Consider the following 14,036-nt stretch of genomic DNA (forward strand, 5'->3'; position numbering starts at 1 on the left):
CGTGCGCCGCACGACAAGCGTACGGCGCACCGCTTACCTTACTTCAAGAGCGCCTGCGCCTCTTCGATACCGAGCGCCGCCGGCTGCGTGCAGGTCGTGGTGAGATCCACGAACCGGCCTTCTGCACCCGACTTCAGGATCGAAGTCATGATGTCGACGCCGTGCAGCGTGCGGTCGAGCGAGCAGCGTGCATCGCGGCCCTCGATCAGCGCCATGGCCATGTCGGCAAGGCCGGCCGTGCGGTAGTTGGCGCGCGGGCCGTTCGGGCTTTCCTGGTTGAACTTGCCGAACGGGTGGTCCCAGGCTTCCAGCGCCTTGATGTCCTTGTCGCGGCCGCTGGCCTCTACGACGCCGCCGAAGAAGTTCGGGTCTGGCACGTAGAGCGAACCATCCGTGCCGTAGAGCTCCATATTGGCATGGCGGTGCGACCAGACATCCCAGCTTGCCGTCAGCGTGATGGTTGCGCCGGAAACGAATTCCAGGAGCGCCTGGATCGTCGTCGGCGTCTTGACCGGGATGATCTCGCCATTGCGCGGCTGGCTGGTGATCGTGCGGGTTTCCGACGCCATCGAAGTCAGGCCGGCAACGCGCTTCACTGGTCCGACCAGGTTGATCAGGTTGGCGATGTAATACGGCCCCATGTCGAGGATCGGGCCGCCGCCCGGCAGGAAGAAGAAGTCCGGGTTCGGGTGCCACATTTCCATGCCCGGGCCCATGACGTAGCAGGCGCCCGACGTGATGCGGCCGATACCGCCGTCGTCGATGAATTTACGCGCAAGCTGGTGCGCGCCGCCGAGGAACGTATCGGGCGCGCAGCCGACGGCGAGGCCCTTTTCCTTGGCGATGCGGCGAAGCTCTTCGCCCTGCTCGAGCGTCAGCACGAGCGGCTTTTCCGAGTAGACGTGCTTGCCGGCTTCGAGCGCCGCCTTCGACACCGGATAATGCGCATCCGGGATCGTCAGGTTGACGACGACGTCGATCTCGTCATTGGCGAGAAGCTCTTCGATCGTCTGCGCGACAACGCCATATTCTTCGGCGCGCTGCTTTGCAGCCTGCGCGTTGATATCGGCGCAAGCCAGCACCTTCAGCCCCTTGAAGAGCGGTGACAGCGAAAAGTAGGTGGTGGAGATGTTGCCGCATCCGATGATGCCGACGCCAAGTTCCTTGGTCATGATCTGCCTCAGTAGGTCTTGAAGGAAGCGATCGAGCGCGTGATGTTGCGGTCGATATCATTGGGATTGTCGTGCTCGACGACGAAATGCTTGGCCTTGGTTTTCGCCTTGACGACCGGAAGCAGCTTCGCCCAGCCGATCGTGCCATGGCCGACATCGGCCCAGCCGCCTTCGTCTGTGGCTTCGCCAGCCGGTGCGATATCCTTGACGTGAACGGCGCTGATACGGTCACCGAGCTTTTCGACCCAGGCATAGGGATCGGCACCGCCGCGAACGACCCAGGCGATATCCGCTTCCCAGGTGATGCCGGGGGCGGCTTCGAAGATGCGCTCGATCGGCAGCGAACCGTCCGAAAGCTTCACGAATTCGAAGTCGTGATTGTGCCAGCCGAATTCATAGCCCGCATCCTTGTAGGGCTTGCTCATTTCCTGCAGGCGCTTGCCGAAGGCGAGCCAGCCGGCTGCATCCGTCGGGCGCTGGTCGGGCATCAGGTGCGGCGCATAGATCGAATCCATGCCGAGGATCTTGGCGATCTGCAGCGACTTCTCGACATTGCCGTCGAGGAAATCGGGGCTGAAATGGCCGGTCGCCATCACGAGGCCGTTCTTGTCGAGATCGGCGCGCAGGCTCTTGAGGCCAGCCTCATCGAGTTCCGCATAGATGCCGCCGAAACCTTCGACTTCGGCGTAACCGGCCTTGCCGAGCTTTTCGAAGATCGTCGAAAGCGGCGGGAAATTGCGGGCGCTATAGAGCTGATAGCTGAGCTTGGTCATGTCATCCTCCTCGGGCCTCGTGCCCGTTCTCACGTAAGATCAATCTGCCGACTGGCAGGAATGCAGGTCATAGAAGCGGAATTCCGGCAGCTTGCCCTTTTCGAGAGGCTTTGCCGGGGTAAAGGTGATGCGGCGGCTTTCGCCGGCAGCCAGGTCGAAGGCATTGTCGGAATATTTGCCGTCAACATCCGTCTCGATCATCACGAAGAGCGCCAGGCCCTTGGCGGTGACGTCGAGGTCGATCGAGCCGTTCTCCTCGACGAATTCGCGGACGACGGAAAGACCCGCCGGCTCCAGTTCCAGCGCCTTGTAGGTGCCGTTGACGAAATGCCCCTCGCCGCCCATGCCATTGGAGGCGGTGAAATGCCAGGCAAGCAGCGTGCCCTCCGGAATCTCGGAGATGTCGAGCGTGGCGGCAGTGCAGGCCGCATCCGGCGCGCACATGGCCTGCACGTTCTTCAGATGCTTGCGCTCGCCCTTCATCGTCAGGACCGAGATCGAAAGATCGACGCTGACATCTTCGAGCGTGTCATTGACCAGCGAGAAGCGGATCGACTTGCCATCCTCCGAGGGGATCGCGGCCACCGCCACCGGCTGGAAGAAGCGCTTGACGAGATAGTGCATCGCCTTCCAGCGACCGCCGTAATCGAGGCTCGACCAGGACGCGACCGGCCAGGTATCGTTGAGCTGCCAGTAGATCGTGCCCATGCAATGCGGCTTCAGCGAACGCCAGTATTCCACCGCCGTCTTGATCGCGAGACCCTGCTGGATCTGGCTGAGATAGACGAAATTCGGGAAATCCTTCGGGAAGCGGAAGTAGCGGAACATCGTGCCGGCAATACGCTCGTTGCCGCCGGCATTCTTCTGGTGCAGCTCCATGACGGGCGATGCCACGTTCATGTCCTTGGCGTCGGCATAGGTCTTGATGACGGGCAGCGACGTATAGGACTGGAAGCCGAATTCCGAGCAGAAGCGCGGGCGCACCGAGCGGTAATTGTCGAACGACTTGTTCTCATGCCAGACCGACCAGTAGTGCATGTCGCCGGAACCATCGGCATGCCAGGCATCGCCATAATCAAGATAGCCGGAGGCCGGGCTCGACGGCCACCAGAGGGCGCCGGGCAGCGCCTTCTTGACCGCTACTTCGATGGTGCGGTTCAGGCGGTCGTAGGAAACGAGATAGCGGTCACGATCCTTGCGGGACTCCTCGAACCAGGTGAGCGCGCCGACGAGCTCGTTATCGCCGCACCAGAGCGCGATCGAGGCATGCGAAGAGAGCCGGCGGACCTGATAATCCACTTCGACTGCAACATTCTCCAGGAAGTCCTCGGTCGAGGGATAGAGGTTGCAGGCGAACATGAAGTCCTGCCAGACCATGAGCCCGAGCCGGTCGCAGATATCGTAGAACCAGTCGTGTTCGTAGAAGCCACCGCCCCACACACGGATCATGTTCATGTTGGCGGCCTTGGCCGACTGTAAGAGATCCTCTGTCTTTTCCTCAGAAGATAGCGAGAAGAGCGCGTCCGCCGGGATCCAGTTGGCGCCGCGGCAGAAGATTTCACGGCCGTTGACCTTGAAGGCGAAGCGGCTGCCGGCAGCATCCGGCGTGGTGATGAGCTCGATGGTGCGCAACCCGATCTGCTTCGTCACGCTGTCGGCCGGCAGTTCGACGGTCAGTGTATAAAGCGCCTGCTCGCCGCTGCCCGAGGGCCACCAGAGGCGCGGATTGTCGATCTGGAAGACGTGGTTGACGCTGGTCTCGCCGGCACTGACGCCGACATCGAGCCTTACGCGCTCGCCGTCGAGATCGAAATAGAGCTGCGCGATGCCGGGATCCTTGGCAAAAAGCGTCGCCGTAACCTGCAGTTCCACCGAACCGTCGGAATTGTGCGTCTGGCGCGTCAGAACATGCTCGATGCGCGCAGTCTCCAGCTTCTTCAGCGCAATCGTGCCGTAAAGCCCGAGCGGGGCAATGGCGATATTCCAGTCCCAGCCGAAATGGCACTGCGCCTTGCGCAGCATGTTGCCGTCAGGGATCGGCGAGTTGCCGGTGCTGTAGGGAATATAGAAGGGCTGCTGCTTTTGCCGCGCGGCACCGGCTGCGACGTTGGAGGCAAACACGATGCGGATCGTGTTCTCACCCTTCTTCAGCATGCTCGAAACATCCGGCCGGTAGCGGCGGAAGCTGTTATCGGCCTCGAGCGCCAGGAAGCCGTTGACGTGGACGCTGGCGACCGTGTCGAGATAATCGATGTCGAGATACCAGTCGCCCTCGGCGTCAGGAAGCGTGAAGCTGCGCTCCACCGTCCATTCGCGCTCGGCGACCCACTGCACCTTTTCCTCGTTTCGGCCGAAATAGGGATCCGGGATCAGTCCCGCGCGGTGCAGCGCCGTGTGCACGTCGCCCGGCAGCGTGATGACGCTGCGGATCTCGCCATCGGCGGAAGCAAGCTGCCACGAACCCGAAAGTTCGATGTTGAAACCGTTCTTCGGCAAGGATGTCATAGTCTTATCCTGATCGCGCCGCTCCTGGGAGTGCCGGGCAAGCCGGACTGCGGCCGAAATTGGCTGGCCAGACGGCCAATTGGAGGATCGGGCAACGCCGTTTCCGGCGCCGCCCGCAGAACTTTCTAGAGGCGCAACTCGCTTTCGGCATCGAAGACCGAGGCGAGCGCCATGTCGAAGCTGAGCTTCACCTTGCTGCCGACATTGAAGCGGCGCGCACCATTGATGCGTACCGACATCGTGTGACCGGCATGTTTCAGCCAGAGAAGATTGTCCGCACCCATCGGTTCTTCGATGTCGACGGTGGCGTCGTGTTCTTCGCCGCCGGTATTCTCGTTGACCTTGATATGCTCGGGGCGAACGCCGAGCACCACCTTGCGGCCGGGCTGCAGCTTCTCCACGCCGTCATAGGCGGCGAGCGAGAAATTCACGCCGTTGGCGGCGAAAGCAATGCCATCGCCTGATTTCACCAGTTCGCCCTGCAGGAAATTCATGGACGGCGAGCCGATGAAGCCGGCGACGAAGAGATTGCGCGGCCTGTTGTAGATCGTCGTCGGATCGTCGAGCTGCTGGATGATGCCGCTCTTCATGATGGCGATACGGTCGGCGAGCGTCAGCGCCTCGATCTGGTCATGCGTGACGTAGATCATCGTGTTCTTCAGCGACTGGTGCAGACGCTTGATTTCGACGCGCAGTTCCGAGCGCAGCTTGGCGTCGAGGTTCGACAGCGGCTCGTCGAAGAGGAAGACGTCGACATCGCGCACCAGGGCACGGCCGATCGCCACGCGCTGGCGCTGGCCGCCGGAAAGCTCGGCCGGCTTGCGCTTCAGGAGCGGCTGGATCTGCAGGATCTCGGAGGCACGCGCCACGCGCTTGTCGATCTCGGACTGCGGCACCTTGGCGACGCGAAGGCCGAAGGAGAGGTTCTTCTCGACAGTCATCTGCGGATAAAGCGCGTAGGACTGGAACACCATGCCGATGCCGCGGTCCTTGGGCTCTTCCCAGGTGACGTTCTTGCCCTTGATGAAGATCTGCCCTTCCGAGGCGTCGAGCAGCCCGGCAATGCAGTTCAGCAGGGTCGACTTGCCGCATCCCGAGGAGCCGAGAAGCACCAGGAATTCGCCGTCGTTGATGTCGAGGTTCAGATCCTTGAGCACGCTGACCGCGCCGAAGTTCAGCGACAGGTCCTTGATGGAGACACTTGCATTCATGTTCATTGGATCAACCCTTCACTGCGCCAGCGGCGATGCCACGGACGAAAAGTCGCCCCGACACGAAATAGACGACGAGCGGCACGAGTCCTGTCAGGATCGTTGCGGCCATGTTGACGTTGTATTCCTTCACGCCCTGGACGGAATTGACGATGTTGTTGAGCTGTACGGTCATCGGATAGGTATCCGGCCGGGTGAAGACCACGCCGAACAGGAAGTCGTTCCAGATGCCGGTGACCTGCAGGATCATCGCGACGACGAAGATCGGCAGCGACATCGGCAGCATGATCTGCAGGAAGATCTGCCAGAAGCCCGCCCCGTCGACACGCGCCGCCTTGAACAGTTCCTCCGGCAGAGACACGAAGTAGTTGCGGAACAGCAGCGTCAGGATCGGCATGCCGAAGATCGAATGCACGATGATGAGACCGGTGAGCGATCCGTAGATGCCGATTTCGCGCAGGATGATGACGATCGGATAGATCATGACCTGATAGGGAATGAAGGCGCCGATGATGAGGACCGAGAAGAAGAATTCCGATCCCTTGAAGCGCCAGTTCGCCAGCGCATAACCATTGACCGAGGCGATCGCGATGGAAACGATGACCGACGGAACGGTGATGCGGACCGAGTTCCAGAAACCGCGCGAAAGACCGTCGCAGTTGAGGCCGGTGCAGGCCGTCGCCCAGGCCTTGACCCAGGGTTCGAAGGTGATTTCCATCGGCGGCGCGAAGATGTTGCCGAGCCGGATCTCCGGCATCCCCTTGAGCGACGTGACGACCATCACGTAAAGCGGGATCAGATAGTAGACGGCGGCCACGAAAAGCGTGCCGTAGACGATGATGTTGCGGGCCGAAACCACCGGCCGCGGCTTTGGTCCGGCCGGACCGGAAACCGCCCCCTTCTGGAGGGAAGTATCGCCGTCGTTAACGGCCTTGAGAGCGATATTGTCAGCCACGTTTGCGCCCTCCGCCAAATTCCAGATATGCCCAGGGAACGATGATGATCGCTACTGTCACCAGCATCATGGTCGAAGCCGCGAAGCCCTGACCGAGATTCTGCGCCTGGAACATGTAGTCGTAGACGTATTTTGCCGGAACTTCCGACGAGATGCCCGGACCGCCGCTGGTCTGGGCGACCACGAGGTCGTAGACCTTGACGATGCCGCTGGCGATGATGACGAGCGTGGTGATGAACACCGGGCGCATCATCGGAATGACGACGAAGAGATAGGTCCGCCACATCGGAATGCCGTCGACGCGGGAAGCCTTCCAGATATCCTCGTCGATGCCGCGAAGCCCGGCGAGCATCAGGCACATCACGAGGCCGGTGCCTTGCCAGAGGGCGGCAATCAGCACCCCGTAGATGACGATTTCGGACGTATAGAGCGGATCGAAACTGAAACTCGTCCATCCCAGCGACCGCACGACCGCCTGGACCCCGAATTCCGGATTGAGGATCCACTGCCACACGAGACCGGTGACGATGAAGGACAGCGCGAAGGGATAGAGGAAGATCGTGCGGAACGTATTCTCGAAACGGATCTTCTGATCCATGAGAGCCGCCAGCATGAAACCGATGACCAGGCTGAAGATCAGCGACAGAATGCCGTAGATCGCCAGATTCTCGATGGACACGACCCAGCGCGGGGCGGCCCAGAGACGCTGATATTGCTCGATGCCGACGAAGTTCAATCGCGGCAGGAGCTTGGAATTGGTGAAGGAATAAACCACCGTCCAGACCGTGCCACCGAGAAAGATGACCATGGCGGTGAGGATCATGGGAATGGAAGCAATCTTCGAATTCAGATTGCGGAATAGTTTAAACGGTCGGCCGGCTTTCGCTTGACCTGTCATTGAGTTTCCTCCTGAAGCACGGTCGCTTCGGTGATCGGGGCTCCATCCGAAGACGGCCACCCTTCCCGCCCCCGTCTCGACCGCAACGCGGTCCTGGCGCGATCGCACCCGGGTGTGACGTGACGTCGCCGGAAGGACCGGAGATCAGGGCGGCGCGATCCGGTCCTGCAATGCGCAGGACCGGACCTGATGGGCTTGAGGACCGAGGATCAGTCGGCGGCGGCGATGATGTCGGCGAAGCGCTTCTGCGCTGCGTCGGGCGTCATCGTGGTATTGGCGAAGAACTCGGCGAAGAGGTCTTCGATCTGCTTCGTCGTATCCGGCGAAGCGAGCTGATCCGAGCTGGTGACGATATTGCCCTTGGCGAGGATTTCGAGACCCTTCTTCATGCAATCGTTGGCGGCCGAGATATCGACGTCACCGCGAACCGGCAGCGAGCCCTTCTTCAGGTTGAAGGCAACCTGCGTCTTCGGGTCGAGAAGCGTGGCGGCAAGCACGTCCTGAGCCTTAGCCTTCTCGGCATCCTTCTGGAGCGGGAAGTAGAAGGCGTCACCGCTGGTCGAGATGATCTCGTTCACGCCGAGGCCCGGAAGGCAGGTATAGTCCTTGCCGGCGACCTGCTTGGCGACCTGGAATTCGCCCTGCGCCCAGTCACCCATGATCTGGCCGCCGGCCTTGCCGGTGATGACGAGATTGGTGGCCTGGTTCCAGTCCTGCACGTTGCTGCCCTTGGACATGCGGCGTGCATCGTCGGCAGCCTTGAACACCTTGGCGATCTCGGGGCCGGCTGCCACTTTGGCATCCTTGTCCTTGAAGACCTTCAGGTAGTTGTCCTTGCCGCCGATGGCGATCATCAGAACGTTGAAGGCGCCGCTTGCCTGCCAGCCCTGACCGCCGACTGCGAGGGGAACGATGCCGGCCTTTTCCAGGGCCGGAGCGGCAGCGACGAACTCATCCCAGTTCTTCGGAACCGCAACGCCAGCCTTCTGGAAGGCTGCATTCGACAGCCACAGCCACTGCCAGGAGTGGATGTTGACCGGTGCGCAATAGATCTTGCCGTCGATCGTGCAGGAATCGAGCAGGGTCGACGGACGGATGATGTCCTTCCATTTGCCTGCGGTCGCCACATCGGTCAGGTCCTTCATCAGGCCAGCCTGGACGAGTTCCTCGGCCTGGCGGCCGTGGTTGAACTGGGTCGCGCCCATCGGGTCACCGCCGGTGATGCGGCTGATCATGATCGGGCGTGCTGTGCTGCCGGAACCGGCAATTGCGCCGTCAACCCAGTGGTTGCCGGTGGCGTCGAATGCCTTTGCCAGCTCAGCCACGGCGGCAGCTTCGCCGCCAGAGGTCCACCAATGGGTGACTTCGAGATCGGTAGCCTTTGCGGCGCCAAAAGGAATAGCTACGGAAGCGGCAAGCACAGCCGCCATAATACGGATTTTCATGAGTTCTCCTCCCTCACTGAAACGTTGCCGGAAAAACTTAGAGCAATCGATTTATCCGCGCAACCGCCCGCTCGTAAAATTTTCTGTGAAAGTCACCATTACATCCTATGAGGGCAATCAACGGCTCGACCTTTGCTTCACAAGAAAAGCGTAAGCAAGCAATTTCGCAATTGCGGCATTGCATTATACATTTGATTCTGCTTATTAATTTTTGATTAATCTGATAATTTCAACCTTTCCTGGCTTCGCAGGTGCAAAAAATCGCGTGCGGGACAGGCGATTCAACCAGAGAGGATCCCTATGCAACGCTGGTCAGAAAAAGCGCTCGACATTTCTACTGTATCGTTACAGATTGTCTGGCTCAGGGAGGAGAGCTTTTCCGCAGCGGCGTACTTACAGCGCGGCGAAAAGCCTCTATAAGGCGAAGCAAATCGCGCGAGGCGGGCCTAGAGGGATGGAAAACAACGGAAATTTCGGCGGAGCGGCATCCGGTTCCGTTCCGCGCGAGCGCCCGACATTGAAGACGATCGCCTTCATGACGGGCCTTGGCGTGACCACCGTATCGCGGGCACTGAAAGATGCACCGGATATTGGCGCGGAAACCAAGGAACGCGTGCGCATGGTCGCCCGTCAGCTCGGCTACCAGCCGAACCGGGCCGGCGTGCGCCTGAGAACCGGCAAGACCAATGTCATCGCCCTCGTGCTCAGCATCGACGAGGAGATCATGGGCTTTTCCAGCCAGATGGTCTTCGGCATTTCAGAGGTGCTGACCGGCACCCCCTACCATATCGTCGTCACCCCGCATTCGCACAGCAAGGATCCCATGCTGCCGGTGCGCTATATCCTCGACACCGGCTCGGCGGACGGCGTCATCATCTCGCGCGTCGAGCCTGACGATCCGCGCGTGCGCCTGCTCGCCGAAAGCGGCATGCCCTTTACCACCCATGGCCGCACCGATGCCGGCCTCGTCCACCCCTATCACGACTTCGACAACGAGGCTTATGCTCATCAGGCCGTCGAGAAGCTGGTCAAGCGCGGCCGCAAGCGCATCGCCCTGCTGCAGCCGCCGAGCAAGCTCACCTACTACACGCATACCCGCATAGGCTTTCAGACCGGCCTCCACGATTACGGCGCCGAGGAAGTGCCGCTGCGTGTCAACATTGACGCCCCGCTCGCCGAAATCCGCAACGCCGTGGAGCAGCTGATGCGCTCCCCCGGCGCCCCCGATGGGATTGTCTCGTCGGCCGGCAGCGCCACCATCGCCGTCAACGCCGGCATCGAAGCCGCCGGCAAACGCCTCGGCCATGACGTCGACCTCGTCTCCAAGCAATCCGCCTCTATCCTCAACTGGATCCGCCCCGAGATCATCACCGCCCACGAAGACGTCCGCCACGCCGGGCGCGAGATGGCCAAGCAGGTGATTGCGCGCATCGATGGCGTGGATGCCGAACTGCTGCAGAGCATCAGCAAGCCGGAATGGCCGGACGGACGGTAGAACGGCTGATCACTTGTCGCGGCTAAGGTTTTTCCGGGCCGGCGTAAGACGACCGGCTGCCCGGGCCTTCCCATGCCGGAACCCGGAGTCTTACTTGCCTACCGCGCGTTCTCCAGATCCGCCCGCGTAAACACCGGGAATACCCCAAGCTCGGGCACGCCATCGATGCGCGCGGCGCCCTCGCCGCGCCAGATCGCGCAGACGACACCAAGCACTTCTGCCTTCTCCCCGATCGCCAGCTGGTAGGCATCCTTTACCGCACCGCCGGTGCTGATCACATCCTCGATGAAGGTCACGCGCCGGCCAGCCACGTCCTGCCCCTCGATCGCCCGGCAGGTGCCATAGGTCTTGGCCTCCTTGCGGATGAAGGCGGCGGGCAGGCCGGTTTCCAGCGAGATCGCGGTCGCGAGCGGCACGCCGCCGAGTTCCAGCCCGGCGATGATTTCGGTATCGGCGGGCAGAAGGGCTGCCATTGCCTGCGCCAGCGGCTTCAGGAGAGCCGGCGTGCCTTCGAAACGGTATTTGTCGAAATAGCGGTGCGATACCTGGCCGGAGCGGAGCACGAATTCGCCCTCCAGCGTGGCGATGTCGGCGATCTGCCGGGCGAGAGCCGCGTGGTCGATGGATTCCTTGATCATTTTATCCCCTGCCAAAATAAGTCCGGACGGCGCTTGCTCGCCTTAAGCCATAAGATCCCGGCCCTGCCCTTTCAGAATAGGCAGCGCGCGGCAAGAGACGAGATACGGAAAGCCGTTCAGCCCCCGCACTTGTGCTGCGCATCGGGCAGTATCCAGCTTTCTTTCGTCCTGCCATTGGTGACGAGGAAAAGCCGGCCATCCTCATCCGGCTCGCAGTCGCGATCGATCTCTACCAGGCATTGGGTGACCGGATCGCCGGGCTTGGAGCGGATCAGCATCTGCTCGCGGTTATACGAGACCTGGTAGCCGTCATTGGCATAATCGATGCCCGTGCCATTGCCAAAATCCTCATCGGTCACGGGTGCGTCGCCACTCTCGACGCGCGGATGCACCGCCAGGATCGTGGTTGCAGCGCATTGCCCGGGCTTTGTCGGGATGTCCGAAGTCCCGGGCTGCTTGCCGCCCGTCAGCGACTTCGCGGAGATGCCCTGCATGAAGCTGCTCTTGTCCGGTGATATCTCCCAGAGAATGGCAAGATAGGTGCTGAGGATACAGGCCCGGTCGTTACCGCAATCACGCCGGTCGGCCAGGAAATTACGGGCCGAGTGGACGACATCATCCTCATCGGGAGCTGTCTTGCGTGCCGCGCCATAGCGGGCATTGAAGACATCGTCGAGGTGGGAAAGCTGAGTATCGCCGCAGACGATCTTTTCGTCGGCGCTGGCTGCCTTGGCGCAATTGAAGCCCGCGGCTTCTGCTGATGCGGTGAAGAGGAGGCCGAGGCAGAAGGTAATGAGAAAGGTGGAAATCGGTCGCATGATGGTCCCCTCTGTCCGGCGGGTCGGCCTCAACCTAAATGCGGCGGCGAGCTTGTGCGAGTGTTGTGCAGCGTCGTTCTAATGTCTGGCGGGGGTATTCCACATCACAACGTGAACCGAGGCATGCCGGATATACGTCCGCAGCTCTGTTCCAATCGGCGCGCCAGCCTCACTTCACCTGATTGAAAACCGCCTCGATACGATATCCATCGGGATCGACGACAAATGCAGCAAAGTAATTCGGCCCGTAGTGCTGCCTGAGCCCCGGCGCACCATTATCGACGCCACCCTGGGAAAGCGCTGCGGCATGGAAATCAATGACCGACCGCTGATCCGGCGCGGCAAAGGCCAGATGGAAGCCCGCACCCGGCGCACCCTGCCCCGCCTCGACCGATTTGATCGCCAGCTTGTCGCCGCCGCCGGGCATACCATAGCCGACGGCCTGTCCGGCCTCCCCGGGGCGCAGATCCTCCCAGACCCTGACATAGCCAAGCGCGCCGAGGGCAGCATCATAGAACCGCGCGGCTCGTTCGATATCGGCCACCCCGAAAGATGCATGGTGGAGCATATTATGGACCTCCCGATTGCAATCAGCCGCTTCGCGGCAGGATAACAAAAAGCCCGGCACAATGGCCGGGCTTTCAACTCTGTTTTCGCAAACCTCAGAAGGTCGATGCACCACTGCCCCAGGGGCCATGGTGGAAGTCCTTGCCGTCGAGGCGGTCGAAGCCGTGGGCGCCGAAGAAGTCGCGCTGCGCCTGGATCAGGTTGGCAGTGCCGCGGCCCTGGCGGTAGGCGTCGAAATAGCTGAGCGCCGAGACAAGCGCCGGAACCGGCAGGCCGGCGGCCAGAGCTGCGGTGACGACGCGGCGCAGTGCCGGGATCGATTCCTTGACCATGGCCGAGAAGGCTGGCGTGACGATGAGGTTCGCCGCATCAGGCGCATCGGTGAAGGCCTTGGTGATCTCATCCAGGAACTGCGAGCGAATGATGCAGCCTGCGCGCCAGATACGGGCGATGACAGGCATCGGTAGCGACCAGTTGAACTCCTTGGAAGCTTCCGCCATCACCGCAAAGCCCTGCGCATAGGCGCCGATCTTGCCGGCAAACAGCGCCAGTTCCAGATCCTTGTTGAACTCGGGGCCGTAGGCGACCGGGAAGGCAGCACCGAGGTCACCGAAGATCTTCTGGGCGGCCTCGCGCTGGTCCTTCATCGAGGACAGGCTGCGGGCCGCGACAGCGGCTTCGATGCCGGTTGCCGGAATGCCCATGTTCTGCGCTTCGATCGCCGACCACTTGCCGGTGCCCTTCTGGCCGGCCTTGTCGAGGATCATGTCGACCATCGGCGTCTTGGAGATCGGGTCGGTGGCGGCCAGAACCTTCTCGGAGATTTCGATCAGGTAGGAGTTCAGGCGGCCCTTGTTCCATTCGCCGAAGATGCTGGAGATTTCCGATGCGCTCTTGCCGAGGCCGTCGCGCAGGATGCCGTAGATTTCGGCGATCATCTGCATGTCGGCATATTCGATGCCGTTATGGATCGTCTTGACGAAATGGCCGGCGCCGTCATTGCCGAGCCAGGCAACGCAGGGATCGCCATTATACTTGGCGGCAATAGAGGTCAGAACCTTCTCGACACGCTTCCAGGACTCTTCCTTGCCGCCGACCATGATCGACGGACCGTGGCGGGCACCTTCCTCACCGCCCGAAACGCCCATACCGATGAAGGTCAGGCCGGTATCCTTGAGGCGGTCGAAGCGGGCAACCGTATCGCGGAAATTGGCATTGCCGGCATCGATCATGATGTCGTTCTTTTCCAGATGCGGGCGCAGCGCCTCCATCTGCTGATCGACAGGCTCGCCGGCCTTGATCATGATGATGATCGGACGCGGCGGGCGGATCGCCTCGACGAACTCCTCGATCGTCTTGCAGGGAATGATCTGCTTCTTCAGATCGCCGGCACTCTCGTAGAATTCATCCGTTTTTTCAGGCGTGCGGTTGAAAACCGCGATCTTGTTGCCCTTTTCCGCAATGTTGAGAGCCAGGTTGGACCCCATGACGGCAAGGCCGATCAGTCCGATTTCTGCCTTTTCCACGACAAACCTCCGATGAGTGAAATGGTGCGATGT

General features: G+C 61.2%; 12 protein-coding genes. 1 reads left to right on the plus strand and 11 read right to left on the minus strand.

The genetic code is table 11. The features are described from left to right. Positions 1–38: 38 nt before the first annotated feature. The 7 genes from FHX06_RS01790 to FHX06_RS01820 all read right to left on the minus strand — a co-directional run bounded on the left by FHX06_RS01790 (position 39) and on the right by FHX06_RS01820 (position 8,959). Positions 39–1,172 (minus strand): Gfo/Idh/MocA family protein, encoded by a 1,134-nt coding sequence (locus FHX06_RS01790; RefSeq protein WP_112546857.1) that lies wholly within the window; start codon positions 1,170–1,172, stop codon positions 39–41. An 8-nt stretch (positions 1,173–1,180) separates the two neighbouring features. After that, a complete protein-coding gene (locus tag FHX06_RS01795) occupies positions 1,181–1,945 on the minus strand; it encodes a sugar phosphate isomerase/epimerase family protein (protein ID WP_113204825.1) in 765 nt (254 codons plus the stop codon). A gap of 39 nt (positions 1,946–1,984) precedes the next feature. Continuing rightward, positions 1,985–4,450: a beta-mannosidase gene (locus FHX06_RS01800; RefSeq protein WP_183877868.1), complete on the minus strand. Its 2,466-nt coding sequence runs from the start codon at positions 4,448–4,450 to the stop codon at positions 1,985–1,987. Positions 4,451–4,575: 125 nt separating this feature from the next. Further along, complete coding sequence (locus tag FHX06_RS01805; protein ID WP_183877870.1) at positions 4,576–5,667, minus strand: ABC transporter ATP-binding protein; 1,092 nt, start codon at positions 5,665–5,667, stop codon at positions 4,576–4,578. Between the two features lie 4 nt (positions 5,668–5,671). Beyond that, positions 5,672–6,604, minus strand: coding sequence for a carbohydrate ABC transporter permease (locus FHX06_RS01810; RefSeq protein ID WP_112969564.1), 933 nt, complete (start codon positions 6,602–6,604; stop codon positions 5,672–5,674). A 4-nt stretch (positions 6,605–6,608) separates the two neighbouring features. Continuing rightward, positions 6,609–7,514, minus strand: coding sequence for a carbohydrate ABC transporter permease (locus tag FHX06_RS01815; protein ID WP_112546854.1), 906 nt, complete (start codon positions 7,512–7,514; stop codon positions 6,609–6,611). Positions 7,515–7,723: 209 nt separating this feature from the next. After that, complete coding sequence (locus FHX06_RS01820) at positions 7,724–8,959, minus strand: ABC transporter substrate-binding protein (protein WP_112546853.1); 1,236 nt, start codon at positions 8,957–8,959, stop codon at positions 7,724–7,726. 454 nt (positions 8,960–9,413) lie between these two features. On the opposite strand from FHX06_RS01820, the gene FHX06_RS01825 reads away from it, so the two are divergent. Beyond that, positions 9,414–10,454 (plus strand): LacI family transcriptional regulator, encoded by a 1,041-nt coding sequence (locus FHX06_RS01825; protein ID WP_112546852.1) that lies wholly within the window; start codon positions 9,414–9,416, stop codon positions 10,452–10,454. Between the two features lie 98 nt (positions 10,455–10,552). Here FHX06_RS01825 and pyrE read toward each other — a convergent pair whose 3' ends face one another. The 4 genes from pyrE to gndA form a co-directional block, all read right to left on the minus strand. Continuing rightward, on the minus strand, positions 10,553–11,092 hold the full coding sequence (gene pyrE, locus FHX06_RS01830; RefSeq protein WP_183877872.1) for an orotate phosphoribosyltransferase: 540 nt from the start codon (positions 11,090–11,092) through the stop codon (positions 10,553–10,555). 116 nt (positions 11,093–11,208) lie between these two features. Next, a complete protein-coding gene (locus FHX06_RS01835) occupies positions 11,209–11,910 on the minus strand; it encodes a lysozyme inhibitor LprI family protein (protein WP_183877875.1) in 702 nt (233 codons plus the stop codon). A 169-nt stretch (positions 11,911–12,079) separates the two neighbouring features. Further along, positions 12,080–12,478 (minus strand): VOC family protein, encoded by a 399-nt coding sequence (locus FHX06_RS01840; RefSeq protein ID WP_113147387.1) that lies wholly within the window; start codon positions 12,476–12,478, stop codon positions 12,080–12,082. Between the two features lie 94 nt (positions 12,479–12,572). Beyond that, positions 12,573–14,003 (minus strand): NADP-dependent phosphogluconate dehydrogenase, encoded by a 1,431-nt coding sequence (gene gndA / locus FHX06_RS01845; protein ID WP_183877877.1) that lies wholly within the window; start codon positions 14,001–14,003, stop codon positions 12,573–12,575. Positions 14,004–14,036: the final 33 nt, after the last annotated feature.

The organism is Rhizobium sp. BK512 (assembly GCF_014194915.1).
Classification (GTDB): Bacteria; Pseudomonadota; Alphaproteobacteria; order Rhizobiales; family Rhizobiaceae; genus Rhizobium.

What these genes read in the sequence shown, in the direction of transcription:
- FHX06_RS01795 (WP_113204825.1), bottom strand. Translation starts at nt 1,945, where the DNA reads ATGACCAAGCTCAGCTATCAGCTCTATAGCGCCCGCAATTTCCCGCCG.
- FHX06_RS01815 (WP_112546854.1), bottom strand. Translation starts at nt 7,514, where the DNA reads ATGACAGGTCAAGCGAAAGCCGGCCGACCGTTTAAACTATTCCGCAAT.
- FHX06_RS01840 (WP_113147387.1), bottom strand. Translation starts at nt 12,478, where the DNA reads ATGCTCCACCATGCATCTTTCGGGGTGGCCGATATCGAACGAGCCGCG.
- FHX06_RS01800 (WP_183877868.1), bottom strand. Translation starts at nt 4,450, where the DNA reads ATGACATCCTTGCCGAAGAACGGTTTCAACATCGAACTTTCGGGTTCG.
- pyrE (WP_183877872.1), bottom strand. Translation starts at nt 11,092, where the DNA reads ATGATCAAGGAATCCATCGACCACGCGGCTCTCGCCCGGCAGATCGCC.
- FHX06_RS01805 (WP_183877870.1), bottom strand. Translation starts at nt 5,667, where the DNA reads ATGAACATGAATGCAAGTGTCTCCATCAAGGACCTGTCGCTGAACTTC.
- FHX06_RS01835 (WP_183877875.1), bottom strand. Translation starts at nt 11,910, where the DNA reads ATGCGACCGATTTCCACCTTTCTCATTACCTTCTGCCTCGGCCTCCTC.
- FHX06_RS01820 (WP_112546853.1), bottom strand. Translation starts at nt 8,959, where the DNA reads ATGAAAATCCGTATTATGGCGGCTGTGCTTGCCGCTTCCGTAGCTATT.
- FHX06_RS01790 (WP_112546857.1), bottom strand. Translation starts at nt 1,172, where the DNA reads ATGACCAAGGAACTTGGCGTCGGCATCATCGGATGCGGCAACATCTCC.
- FHX06_RS01825 (WP_112546852.1), top strand. Translation starts at nt 9,414, where the DNA reads ATGGAAAACAACGGAAATTTCGGCGGAGCGGCATCCGGTTCCGTTCCG.